The 12,222-nt window shown below is 73.0% G+C and carries 12 protein-coding genes; 6 read left to right on the forward strand and 6 right to left on the reverse strand.

Features of this window, described 5'->3' with window-relative positions:
• Positions 1 to 644 precede the first annotated feature (644 nt).
• On the forward strand, positions 645 to 1,565 hold the full coding sequence (locus KJS59_RS10770) for a hypothetical protein (RefSeq protein ID WP_213452631.1): 921 nt from the start codon (positions 645 to 647) through the stop codon (positions 1,563 to 1,565).
• Positions 1,566 to 1,570: 5 nt separating this feature from the next.
• On the forward strand, positions 1,571 to 1,822 hold the full coding sequence (locus tag KJS59_RS10775; RefSeq protein ID WP_213452633.1) for a hypothetical protein: 252 nt from the start codon (positions 1,571 to 1,573) through the stop codon (positions 1,820 to 1,822).
• A gap of 22 nt (positions 1,823 to 1,844) precedes the next feature.
• Here KJS59_RS10775 and gdhA read toward each other — a convergent pair whose 3' ends face one another.
• The 3 genes from gdhA to fdxA form a co-directional block, all read right to left on the reverse strand.
• Positions 1,845 to 3,188, reverse strand: coding sequence for an NADP-specific glutamate dehydrogenase (gdhA, locus tag KJS59_RS10780; RefSeq protein ID WP_213452635.1), 1,344 nt, complete (start codon positions 3,186 to 3,188; stop codon positions 1,845 to 1,847).
• A 155-nt stretch (positions 3,189 to 3,343) separates the two neighbouring features.
• A complete protein-coding gene (gene dapC / locus KJS59_RS10785) occupies positions 3,344 to 4,456 on the reverse strand; it encodes a succinyldiaminopimelate transaminase (protein WP_213452745.1) in 1,113 nt (370 codons plus the stop codon).
• Positions 4,457 to 4,478: 22 nt separating this feature from the next.
• Positions 4,479 to 4,805, reverse strand: a complete 327-nt coding sequence (gene fdxA / locus KJS59_RS10790; RefSeq protein WP_213452637.1) for a ferredoxin — start codon at positions 4,803 to 4,805, stop codon at positions 4,479 to 4,481.
• An 80-nt stretch (positions 4,806 to 4,885) separates the two neighbouring features.
• Here fdxA and KJS59_RS10795 point away from each other — a divergent pair, with 80 nt between their 5' ends.
• Complete coding sequence (locus tag KJS59_RS10795; RefSeq protein WP_213452639.1) at positions 4,886 to 5,839, forward strand: GNAT family N-acetyltransferase; 954 nt, start codon at positions 4,886 to 4,888, stop codon at positions 5,837 to 5,839.
• Between the two features lie 10 nt (positions 5,840 to 5,849).
• Here KJS59_RS10795 and KJS59_RS10800 read toward each other — a convergent pair whose 3' ends face one another.
• From KJS59_RS10800 to mshB, 3 genes are all read right to left on the reverse strand, one after another.
• Positions 5,850 to 6,326 (reverse strand): hypothetical protein, encoded by a 477-nt coding sequence (locus tag KJS59_RS10800; protein WP_213452642.1) that lies wholly within the window; start codon positions 6,324 to 6,326, stop codon positions 5,850 to 5,852.
• A 109-nt stretch (positions 6,327 to 6,435) separates the two neighbouring features.
• Positions 6,436 to 6,876, reverse strand: coding sequence for a hypothetical protein (locus KJS59_RS10805; RefSeq protein WP_213452644.1), 441 nt, complete (start codon positions 6,874 to 6,876; stop codon positions 6,436 to 6,438).
• Between the two features lie 76 nt (positions 6,877 to 6,952).
• Positions 6,953 to 7,858, reverse strand: coding sequence for an N-acetyl-1-D-myo-inositol-2-amino-2-deoxy-alpha-D-glucopyranoside deacetylase (gene mshB, locus KJS59_RS10810; protein ID WP_213452646.1), 906 nt, complete (start codon positions 7,856 to 7,858; stop codon positions 6,953 to 6,955).
• Positions 7,859 to 7,991: 133 nt separating this feature from the next.
• On the opposite strand from mshB, the gene KJS59_RS10815 reads away from it, so the two are divergent.
• The 3 genes from KJS59_RS10815 (at position 7,992) to KJS59_RS10825 (ending at position 12,125) form a co-directional block, all read left to right on the forward strand.
• Positions 7,992 to 10,142 carry a S9 family peptidase gene (locus KJS59_RS10815; protein ID WP_213452649.1) on the forward strand — a complete coding sequence of 717 codons (2,151 nt, stop codon included), beginning with the start codon at positions 7,992 to 7,994 and terminating at the stop codon, positions 10,140 to 10,142.
• Between the two features lie 296 nt (positions 10,143 to 10,438).
• A complete protein-coding gene (locus tag KJS59_RS10820; RefSeq protein WP_213452651.1) occupies positions 10,439 to 10,630 on the forward strand; it encodes a hypothetical protein in 192 nt (63 codons plus the stop codon).
• A 70-nt stretch (positions 10,631 to 10,700) separates the two neighbouring features.
• A complete protein-coding gene (locus KJS59_RS10825; RefSeq protein WP_213452653.1) occupies positions 10,701 to 12,125 on the forward strand; it encodes a TldD/PmbA family protein in 1,425 nt (474 codons plus the stop codon).
• Positions 12,126 to 12,222 lie beyond the last annotated feature (97 nt).

Consider the following 12,222-nt stretch of genomic DNA (forward strand, 5'->3'; position numbering starts at 1 on the left):
CCGGGCAGCGGCCAGCGCCGTTCATCATCCAGGTTCCGGTGTCACTCACGACGCGGGACGAGGCTGTGGCCGTAGCGGCAGGGGCACCACGGCCGGTGTGGCTGATGCCGCGATCACCGTGCCGACCGCCGGAGCTGATCAGACGGATCGTTCACGGTTCCGAAGCTGTCCTCCGTCGTTTGCTGACCGAGCATAAGCTGAGTAGCCAATGCCAATGGCCGGATCTCCCTCGCCCAAGGGGGAAGCTCCGGTGATCGGGTCCGAAGTCCACTCTGCCTCTGGTATGCCACCGCTACCGATGCCCAGGCCGGGTGACCTTGTATGGATCGGTCGGGCGGCCAACCGCCGCATCGTCAGCGGAAACCACATCGCGGTGCGAGTCGTTCGCATCGTCCCGCACTCGGTCATATCGGGCGTCGCCTGGATGCACGGATACGAGCTGGGCCGAGGTGGCTATGCGGTCCGCAAGCGAACCATTCCTGTGAGAACCACCGGCCTCATTTTCATCTGGAAGGGTCGTAACGACTGACGCGCACGTCACCGGGCGGCAACGTCGCCGCCCGGGGCCTGGCCCTGCCCGGGCCTCTCGCCACCTGCCCGCGACAGTCCTCCGCGTTCACACGCCACGAGGAAGAGCAGAAACCATGCCCACGGCAGCCTATCGAGCACATGAACTGGAGTGGCAAGTGTTCCGTGGCGCCGACGCAGTCCGTCGGGATCTGCTGACGGAGCACCAGTTGCGCAGCCTGGCCTGGATCCGGCTGCGACAGGATGTCTACGCCGACGCCCGCCTCAACCGCGACCACGCCCTGGTTTGCCGCGCCGTCGCCATGCGCACCCCACCCGGCGTCGTGATCGCCGGACCCTCCGCCGCTTACCTACACGGCATCGACCACGCCGCCACGTTCACCGACGATGTCCACATCCTCGCCCCATCCGGCATCCGCGTCGCCGCCCAACGCGGCGTCCGCATCCATGTCACCCGCATCGCCCCCACGGACACCACCACCATCGCTACACCCAACACCAGAAACCAACCGGCCTTGCCGGTCACCGCGCCTGACCGCACCGCCTGGGACATCGCCGCCCGGCTCCCCACCCCCCGCGCCGTCGCCATCCTCGACGCGATGCTCCGCCACAACCTGCTCACCCCCACCCACCTCACCACCCTCGTCAACCGCTACGCCGGATGCCGCGGCAGCAAACGCGCACACACCGCATTCGACCTCGCTGACGCACACTCCCCCGACCCCACCGCCTCCCACCTACGCACGCGCCTCGTCCAAGCCGGCATCCCCAAACCCCAGCTCGACCACGCCGTCACCCTCACCGCCGGACTCACCATCCTCCCCGACCTCGCCTGGCCTACCTACCGAGTCGCCGTCGAATACACCCCGCACCGCATCGCCCTACTCACCGCAGCAGGATGGCTCGTCATCCACATCCCGCCCCACCGCGGCCGCAAAGACTTCCCCGCCGCCCACCGCGAGCTATGCCAAGCACTCACCCGACGCGGCTGGAAAGAACCCGAATCGACGATCCACGGTTCGTCTCGGCCCTTGTAACCACCGTGGCGCACTACGTCGCCACGTCCCGCCGCGGCAAGGTGCCGAAGGCGGCGAGCGAGGAACTAGCCCCGGTCGGTAAGGCCCTGCGGCCGCTGCCCGGGGTCGGCGACGAGGCGTACCTCTGGGACCGGAACGTGCTGTTCCGAGTGAGCAACCTCGTGGTGGGGATCATCGTCCTTCCCCGGGCACGCAGCACCGACGACCAGGTGCGCACCTTCGCCGCCGACCTGGCGAACCGCCTCCGGAACGGCTAGGAGGCGGTCGGTGGGAGAACCCTCAGATCAGCCCCTGGGCGAGGATCGCCTCGGCGACGCGGCGGAAGCCGTCGATGTTGGCGCCGGTGACGTAGTTGCCGGGCGCGCCGTACTCCTCCGCGGTCGCGTAACAGCGGGCGTGGATGTCAGACATGATCGTCTGGAGCCGCTGTTCGGAGTATTCGAAGGTCCACGAGTCGCGGCTGGCGTTCTGCTGCATCTCCAGGGCGCTGGCGGCGACGCCGCCGGCGTTGGCGGCCTTGCCCGGCGCGAACCGGACCCCGGCCGCGGTGAAGGCCCGGATCGCCTCGGGGCTGGTCGGCATGTTCGCGCCCTCGACCACGATCGTGCACCCGCCCTTGATCAGCGCGTCGGCGTCGACCTCCGAGATCTCGTTCTGGGTCGCGGACGGCACCGCGACCTGGCACGGCACCTCCCACACCGACCGCCCGGGGACGAAGGAGGCGTGCGGGCGGGCCGCGGCGTAGGTGTCGATGCGGGCCCGGCGCACCTCCTTGATGTCCTTGAGCAGGTCGACGTCGATGCCCTTGTCGTCGACGACGTAACCGGAGGAGTCCGAGCAGGCCACCACGACCCCACCCAACTGGTGGACCTTCTCGATCGCGTAGATCGCCACGTTGCCGGAGCCGGAGACCACGACGCGCTTGCCGTCGAAGCTGTCCCCGATGGTGCGCAGCATCTCGTCAGCGAAGAACACCGCGCCGTACCCGGTCGCCTCCCGGCGCACCTGCGCACCGCCGTAACTGAGCCCCTTGCCGGTCAACACGCCCGACTCGTACCGGTTGGTGATGCGCTTGTACTGCCCGAACAGGTAGCCGATCTCCCGCCCGCCCACGCCGGCGTCCCCGGCCGGCACGTCGGTGTACTCGCCGATGTGCCGGTACAACTCGGTCATGAACGACTGGCAGAAGCGCATCACCTCGCGGTCGGAGCGGCCCTTCGGGTCGAAGTCCGACCCGCCCTTGCCGCCGCCGATCGGCATGCCGGTCAGGGCGTTCTTGAACACCTGCTCGAAGCCGAGGAACTTCACGATCCCGAGGTAGACCGACGGGTGGAACCGCAGTCCGCCCTTGTACGGGCCGAGTGCGCTGTTGAACTCGACCCGGAAGCCGCGGTTGATGTGCACCTCGCCGCGGTCGTCCTCCCACGGCACCCGGAAGATGATCTGCCGCTCCGGCTCACAGAGCCGCTCGATGATCTTCGCTTCGGCGTACTCGGGGTGCTTGTCCAGGGCCGGTGCCACGCTGTCGAGCACCTCACGCACCGCCTGGTGGAACTCGCGCTCCCCCGGGTTGCGGGCCACCACGGCACCGAAGATCGATTCGAGTTTCGTAGGTGTCTGCACGCCGCCTCCGGTGGTATGTGGCCGGCTCCGGCCGCCACATCGGGCCGAGCCCACACCGTTGGGGGACGTTCTGACCTAGAGCTTACTAACCCACTCACCTGCAAATCCATGCGGTCGCCCTGATCGGTGCCGCAACGGCCGTGGCGGCGGGTAGATCACCGCTTCAGGCGGTCGGCGGCGGCGGCCACCCGCTCGTCGGTGGCGGTCAGCGCCACCCGCACGTGCCGCTCCCCCGCGGCACCGTAGAACGCGCCAGGCGCCACGAGCACCCCGCGCCGCGCCAGCCAGTCAACCGTGGACCAGCAGTCCTCGCCCCGGGTGGCCCACAGGTACAGGCCCGCCTCGGAGTGGGAGATCTCGAACCCGGCCGCGGTCAGCGCCGAACGCAGGATCTCGCGGCGGGCCGCGTACCGGGAACGCTGCCGGGCGACGTGGTCCTCGTCGCCCAGGGCGGCGACCATCGCGGCCTGGACCGGGGCGGGTACCAGCATGCCGGCGTGCTTGCGGACCGCCAGCAACTCGCCCACGAGCGCCGGGTCGCCGGCGACGAAGCCCGCGCGGTACCCCGCCAGGTTGGAGCGCTTCGAGAGCGAATGGACGGCCAGTACCCCGGTGGTGTCGTCGCCGCAGACCTCGGACGAGAGGGCGGAGACCGGGGTGGCGTCCTCCCACGGCAGCGTGAGGTAGCACTCGTCGCTGGCCACGACGGCGCCCCGCTCGCGGGCCCAGTCGACCACCTTGCGCAGATGCGCCGGGGGCAGGACCCGGCCGGTGGGGTTGGCCGGGGAGTTCACCCAGACGAGCCGGACCCGGCCGGTGGGGCCGAGGGCGGTCAGCGAGTCGGAGCGCATGACCGTGGCGCCGGCCAGCCGGGCGCCGACCTCGTACGTCGGATAGCAGACCGAGGGGATCACCACGACGTCCCCCGGGCCGATGCCGAGCAGCGTCGGCAGCCAGGCCACCAACTCCTTGGACCCGATCGTGGGCAGCACCCCGAAGCCGGGGCGGGCGCCGCAGGCGCGCAGTACCCAGTCGGTGATGGCCTGGCGAAGCACGGCGGTGCCGGCGGTGAGCGGGTAGCCGGGGGCGTCGGCGGCGGCCGCGAGGGCGTCACGGACCAGCGCGGGCACCGGGTCGACGGGGGTGCCGACGGACAGGTCCACGATGCCGCCGGGGTGCGCGGCGGCGATCGCCTTGGCCGGTTCCAGCAGGTCCCACGGGAAGTCGGGCAGCCCGGCCGAGACCGGCCGGGCCGCCGCGGCGGGCAGGGTCGGGTTCAGCGCCGGTACCTCAGTGCTCGGTCTCGCGCGGCGGCAGCCCGGCGACGAACGTGGCGTCCTTCTCCACCTTGCCGATCTTGGAGGCGCCGCCCGGGGAGCCGAGATCCTCGAAGAACTCGTAGTTCGCCGAGACGTAGTCCTTCCACTGCTCCGGGACGTCGTCCTCGTAGAAGATGGCCTCCACCGGGCAGACCGGCTCACACGCCCCGCAGTCCACGCACTCGTCCGGGTGGATGTACAGCATCCGGTTGCCCTCGTAGATGCAGTCGACCGGGCACTCCTCGATGCACGCCTTGTCGAGCAGATCCACGCACGGCTCGGCGATGATGTAGGTCACTGGTCTTCCTTCCGGCAAGCCACGCCGCTCTTCGCCCGCGGCGGTACGAGCCTAGTATCTCGCTGGGGAGGGATCTCTAGGTGCTCGGGCAACACGATGTGGGACACCGGGTGGTCGTCCGCCGGTTCGTCCGGCTGGGCCCCGAGGGGCGCCCGCTGTTCGGCGACCTGATCGGGGAGTTGCTGGAGTTCGGCGAGGAGACCCTGCGCCTGCGCACCCGGGACGGCGCCACGCACCGGGTCGCGCGGGGCGACATCATCGGGGCCAAACGGGTACCCCCGTGGCGGCCGCCGAACCGCCGGGTCGCCGCGCTGGAGCGTGCGGCGGAGGAGGCGTGGCCCGCGCCGGTGCGCGAGGCGCTCGGCGAGTGGGTCCTGCGCTGCGCCGAGGGCTGGACCGGGCGGGGCAACTCCGCCCTGGCGGTGGGCGACCCGGGGCTCCCGCTGCCGGCGGCGGTCGACGCGGTGGAGAACTGGTACGCGGCGCGCGGCCGACCCCCGATGATCAACCTGCCGCTGCCGCTGGCCGCACCCGTCGCCGCGGAACTGGACGCCCGCGGCTGGCGCAGCCGGCCCCCGACCCTGGTGCAGACCGCCGCCGTGAAGCACCTGGTCGCCGCGGCGCCCGGCGAGGGCGTCGAGCTGGCGGCGACGCCCACGCCGGGGTGGTTGAGGTCCGTCGCCGGGCGCACAGGAACCCTCCCGCCGGCCGCGCACCACATCCTCGCCGCCGTGGAGCGGGTCCGCTTCGCGCACGTGTACGGCGACGGCGGCGACCTGCTCGGCACGGCCCGTGGGACGGTGACCGGCGGCGGACGCTGGCTCGGCCTGTTCCTGATCGACGTGCGCCCCGAGGCCCGGCGGCGCGGGGTGGCCCGCCACCTGATCGGCGCGCTCGCCCAGTGGGCCGCGGGCGAGGGCGCGATCGAGGCGTTCCTCCAGGTGGAGGAGCACAACGAACCCGCCAAGGCGCTCTACCGCGACCTCGGCTTCACCACCCACCACACCTACGTCACCCGGATCGCACCCGGGTGAGGGCCACCCGCTATCGGCGGACCGGCCGCGCCGGCTTGACCCGTGCCGCCTTGAGGTGCGCCTCCGCGTACCGCTTGAGCGAGCGGGACCGGTAGTCCCAGCCGAGCAGGGTGGCGATCGAGACGCCCAGTGCCGTACCGAGGATGACCGCCGCGGAGTACTGCCAGATCTGCCCGAAGAAGGCGCCCGCGCCGGCCGCGAACGGGGTGGTGCCGCTGATGAACGGCCCGACGAAGATGGACAGCAGCAGAGCGACCGCCGCCGCGACCGTGAGCTCCAGCAGGAGCGGGTTGAGCGGACGGTTGCGGCACCGCGCGAACGCCACGGCGGCGAACACCAGGCCGATCACCACCAGCGTGACCAGGGTGATCACGTCCTGCCGGTCCAGGTCGTCCTTGGCCGTGAACCGGGTGACCAGGCGGGCCACCACGTTGATCCCGAACAGGGCACCCACCAGAACGCCGGCCGGCAGCCACCGCTGAACCATGCTTGCCTCCGCAGGACACGTGTGTGGGCGCCGCCCGTCCGGCGCCCGGTGTCGCCCATAGTGGCTCCCCCGCTCGACGCGCCGCAAGCTCCCGTTTACCCGGAGAGGGTCATCTGGCGAGGCTGGGGACGATGAGGCGGTAGGCGCCGACGGCCCACCCGATGGTCCCGCCGAAGATGGTGCCGAGCGAAACCCAGTCGCTGATCAGCGCCAGATCGCCCTCGGTGGTCCGCTGCGCGGCCGCCACGATGATCCCGAACCAGACGATCCCCGGCAGCAGGGCCGCGCCCTTGTGCCCGGTCGCCCGGTAGGCGAACCAGACCAGCGCCGCGTTCAGGACGATGGCCAGCGGAATCGAGATCGGCACCGGCCAGCGCCCCGCGTGCAGGGGCGTGTAGGCGATCTCGATGAGCGCGGTGATGACCGCCCCGTACACGGCGACCACACCCCCGGCCACGCGCAGGGCGCGGTCCGCGCCGCGGCTCGGCGGCCGGGGTGGCGAACCGGCCGGCGGCGCGGGGGGCGGGCCGGCCGCGGCGGGTTCGCTCACAGAGCCAACCTTTCGTTCGCGACTGCGGTACTTCCTCCGCAGCCGCCCGCCGGCGCGCTCCGGGCGTTCCTCGCGCTCACGGGGCGGGGCTGAGTTCGCGCGGCTCGGCCGGCAGGCCGGCGAACAGGTCGGACTCCCAGTCGTTCGGCCCGCCGCCCGGGCCACGGGCGCCGGCGGCCAGGGTGTAGTACTCCACGCCCATGAACTCGCGCCCGTACCGCCCGGCGACCACGTACAGCCAGGAGTCGGCCGGGATCTGGGTGGCGTGCGCCCGCAGCGCCGCCTCCTTGCGCCCGCCCACGTCGGTGGCGTCGATCCGGGCGGCGATGTCCCCGTCCGGCGAGCCGAACGGCAACTCGTTCACGTCGTGCACGTCCCCGAACGGGTTGTCGCTGGACCGGGCGAACGCGTCCATGCCGTCCATCAGCACCCGACGCGGGACGGCGGTGAAGTAGATCTTGTCCGGACCGATCCGCTCGCCGTCGGCCAGCGCGGCGGCGCGCATCGCGACCCGGTGCGCCTGGATGTGGTCCGGGTGACCGTAGAAGCCGTTCTCGTCGTACGTGACCAGCACCTGCGGCCGCACCTCGCGGATCACCTCAAGCAGTTCGGCCGCGGCCGCGGCCACGTCGGCGCGCCAGAATGCCCGGGGGTGCTCGTTGGTGGGCGCGCCCATCATGCCCGAGTCGCGGTACCGGCCGGCACCGCCGAGGAACCGGTGGTCGGTCACGCCGAGCGCGGCACAGGCCCGCTCCAACTCCACGATCCGGTACCCGCCGAGCTGGTCCGCCTGGCCGGCGGCGAGCTGGGCCAACTCCGGGCGGTGGATCTCGCCCTCCTCCCCGAGCGTGCAGGTGACCAGCGTGACGTGCGCGCCGGCCGCGGCGTAGTACGCCATCGTGGCGCCGGTGCCGATGGACTCGTCGTCCGGGTGCGCGTGCACGAACAGAATCCGGCGCCCAACCGCGGGGGAAGAGGTCACGCCGACACTCTACGCGCGCGAGGATCGCCGCCAGCCCGGCGCGCGGCCCGGCGATCGCCCGCTCTCGCCCGGGCCGGGCGCAAGAGGGCGGGAATCGCTCGCGCGGCGGCGCCGCTCGGGTCACTATCCGTGGGTGGAGTATCCGGAACTGGCGGCCGCGACCGGCCGATTCACCCGTGGCGCGGCGCGCCGTGTCCGGGTCGGCGCCGACGGCGCGCGGGTGGTGTTCCTGCGCTCCACCGGGCCGGTCGACCCGGTCGAGCGGCTGTGGGTCTTCGACGTGGCGACCGGCACCGAACGCCTGGTCGCCGACCCCACCGACCTCGGCGCCTTACCCGACCGCCCGAACGCCGACCCAGTCGAAGCGGGTGCCGGTGGCCTGGGTGGCGGTGCCGCTTCCATTACCGCGTATGCGACCGACCCGGGCGCCACGGTCGCCGCATTCACCCTGGACGGTGCGCTGTTCCGGGCCGACCTGGTGTCCGGGGAGGTGACCCGGCTGCCCGCGGCCGGCCCGGCGATCGACCCCCGCCCCGACCCGACCGGCCGGCGCATCGGCTACGTCACCGGTGACTCCCTCCACGTCGTCCACCCGGACGGCACCGACGCCCTGCTCGCCGGCGAGACCGGTTCGCCGGGTCGCCCCTCGTACGTGACCTGGGGGCTCAGCGACCCGCAAACCGCCGCCGACTTCGGGCGGCGGCGCGGGTACTGGTGGTCCCCGGACGGGGAGACGATCCTCGCCGCCCGGGTCGACGCGGCCCGGGTCCCCCGGCTGTACCTGGCCGATCCCGCGGACCCGGCGGCCGAGCCGCGCAGCGTGCCTTATCCCGGCGCCGGCGCCACCACCCCGCGCCCCAGCCTGGCCCTGCTGGACCTGGACGGCGGCTGGGTCGACGTGCACTGGGACCGGGAGACGTACCCGTACCTGGCGGCGGTCCGCTGGGCGGACGCCGCCCCGCTGATCACGGTGCTGCGCCGCCCGCAGCAGCACGGGCTGGTCCTGGCCGTGGACCCGCGCACCGGGGAGACCCAGGTGCACGCCGAACTGGCGGACCCGCGCTGGGTCGAGCCGATCCCCGGCACCCCGCGCCACCTGCCCGACGGCCGGGTGCTGGTCGGCGGCGAACTCGCCCACGACGGCTACGACGCGCGCTGCCTGTTCGCCGACGGCACCCTGCTCACCCCGCCCACCCTGTACGTGCGCCGCGTCGTCGGCCGGCTCGGCACCGGCCGGGGCATGGACCTGCTCCTCGAGGGCAGCGAGGGCGAGCCCAGCGAGCAGCACCTCTACCGGGTGCACGGTGCCCTCGGCGGCGGCCACGAGGCCCGGCGGATCACCACGGGCGCCGGCTGGCACCGCGGCGCGGCCGGCGGCGACACCCTGGTCGTCGGCAGCGCCTCGCTGGACGCCCCGGGCACCGAGTGGACCGTCTGGCGCGGCGGCGCCGAGGTCGGCCGGCTCGGCGCCAGGACCGCCACCACCCCGTACGCGCCCCGCCCGGTGCTGGAGCGCGTCACCGACCGCCGCCTGCCCACCGGCGTCCTCTACCCCCGCCAGCACGTCGCCGGCCGCCGGCTGCCGGTCCTGCTGGACATCCACGGTGCGCCCGCCGCGCCGCAGCAGGTGGTGGCCGCCCGGTCCGGCTGGCTGGACCGGCAGTGGTGGGCCGACGCGGGCTTCGCCGTCGTGGTCGTGGACAACCGCGGCACCCGCGGTGTCGCCCCCTCCTTCGAGAAGGTCGTGCACCGCCGCCTCGCCGACGTCATCCTCGCCGACCTGACCGACGCCCTGGCCGCCCTCGCCGACAAGCACGCCGACCTGGACCTGGCCCGGGTCGCCGTGCGCGGCCAGGGCTTCGGCGGCTGGCTCGCCGCGCTCGCCGCGCTGCGCCGCCCCGACCTGTTCCGCTGCGCCGTGGCCCGCTCGCCCATCGCCGACTGGAGTCGCTACCGGGCCGCCTACGCCGAGCGCCACCTCGGTCCCCCGGACGACGCCGGCGAGGTCTACGCCCACCACAACCTGCTCGACCTGGCCGCCGAGCCCCCGGCCAGGCCGGCGGAGGCGCGCCCGCTGCTGCTCGTACACGGCCTGGCGGACGCGGACGTCCTGCCCGAGCACACCCTGCGCCTGAGCGCGGCGCTGCTCGCGGCGGGCCGACCCCACTCGGTCCTGCCGCTGCCCGGGGCGGGGCATACGGAGGTGGCGGAGGCGGCCGGTGGGCTCCTGCGCGCGGAGCTGGCGTTCATCCAGGCGGCGCTGACCCGGGACGCCGACACATAGTGGTTGATGCATTCGTCGCACAGCGAACAGGGCGGACAGGGCGCATCGGCGCCCCTACGGTTCGTCATCGGCACGGCCGGCCCCGCCCCCTGCGGGAGACTGGCGACGGTGCCACGTGCCACCGGAGGTGACGATGACGGCATCCGTCTCCGGCCGCGCCCCGGCCGGATCACCGTTCCCGACCTCGCGATCACGACCAGGATCGAGATGCTCGAGCCGATCGTCGAGGCGTCCTCCGCCCGGCTGGTCTGCGAGATCGTTTCGCCGGTAACGCGGCAACCGACAAGATCCTCAAGATGCACCACTACGCCGCGGCCGGCATCGAGTGGTACCTCCCGGTCGAGCAGCAGACCGGGGCCCTTGACCTCTACCGGCTCGAAGGCGAGCACTACGTGGGGCACGCCGCCGCCCAGCGGGGCGAGAAGCTGGTCATGACCGAGCCGGTCGAGGCGGTCCTGGAACCCGACTCGCTCGCGCCGCAGAGCTGACCTGCCGCCGGCCGCCGGCCGCCCGCCTGAGCGTCCGCCGGGCCGCGGGCGGGTCGCATAGGGTGCGTGGATGAGCGAGTTCGACACGGCCGCCCGGGCAGTGCAGGCGGCCCTGGACGCGGGCGCGCGGTACGCGGACGTCCGGATCATGCACCGGCGGACGGAGTCGATGTCCGCGCGCAACGGGGAGATCGAGGACGTCGGGCAGTACGAGAGCGCCGGCGTCGGGGTACGGGCGCTGGTCGGTTCGGGTTGGGGCTTCTTCGCGGTGCCGGACCTGTCCGAGACGGCGGCGCGGGCGGCCGGGGCGCGGGCGGCGGAAATCGCGGCGGCGAGCGCGCGGGTGCCGGGGCCGGCGGCGGATCTGGTGCCGGTGGCGGCGTCCACGGGGTCGTGGGCCTCGGAGTGCGCGGTCGACCCGCTGGCGGTACCACTGTCCACAAAGGGCGACCTGCTGGTGCACGCCACGAAGGCGATGGTGGACGGTGGCGCGGACGTGGCCGAGGGCTCGTACGCGGTGTGGGACACCGCGAAGTGGTTCGTCTCCAGCGAGGGGCACCGGATCGACCAGCGGATCCGTGAGTGCGGGGCGGACATCGCGGCGACCGCGGTCGGCGAGGGTGAGACGCAGCGCCGCTCGCACGCCCAGTACGGGACGCAGGGCTGGGAGCTGATCGAGGCGCAGAACCTGCTGGAGCGGGCACCGCGGCTGGCGGACGAGGCGCGGGCACTGCTGACCGCCCCGCTGTGCCCGGCGGGCGAGACCTCGCTGATCCTCGGCGGCGAGCAGTTGGCGCTGCAGATCCACGAGTCGGTGGGGCACGCGATCGAGCTGGACCGGATCCTCGGCTGGGAGGCCGCGTTCGCGGGCACGTCCTGGCTGGACCTGAGCCGGCTGGGCGACCTGCGGTACGGGTCCGAGCTGATGAACATCACGATCGACCCCACCATCCCCGGCGCGCTGGGCTCGTTCGGGTTCGACGACGAGGGCACTCCGGCCCGGTCGCGGGACGCGGTGCGCGAGGGCATCTGGGTGGGTGTGCTGGCCGGGCGGGATTCGGCCGCGGTGGCCGGGCTCGACTACGGCGGCAGCGTGCGGTCCGACGGCTGGGCGCGGCTGCCGATGGTGCGGATGACGAATGTGGGGCTGGAACCCGGCCCGCACACGCTCGAGGAGATCATCGCCGGCACCGACGACGGGGTCTACATGGAGACCAACCGGTCCTGGTCGATCGACGACCGGCGGCTCAACTTCCAGTTCGGGTGCGAGATCGGGTACGAGGTGAAGAACGGCAGGCTGGGCCGGATGCTGCGCAACCCCACGTACACGGGGATCGGGCCGCGGTTCTGGCAGTCGATGGACATGCTCTCCAACGAGATCGTGGCGTGGGGGACGCCGAACTGCGGCAAGGGCCAACCGGGGCAGATCGGCCACACCGGACACCCGGCGGCGCCGGCCCGGTTCCGCAACGTCCGCGTGGGGGTACGGGCGTGAGCGCGAGGAGCGCCCGGAGCGCGCCGGACCGAAGGACCGGCGGCCGCGCAGGAAGCACCGCAGTCGCGAACGAAAGGCAGACACCGTGAGCGCGAGG

The sequence above is a fragment of the Rhizomonospora bruguierae genome (assembly GCF_018397995.1).
Taxonomy (GTDB): Bacteria; Actinomycetota; Actinomycetes; order Mycobacteriales; family Micromonosporaceae; genus Rhizomonospora; species Rhizomonospora bruguierae.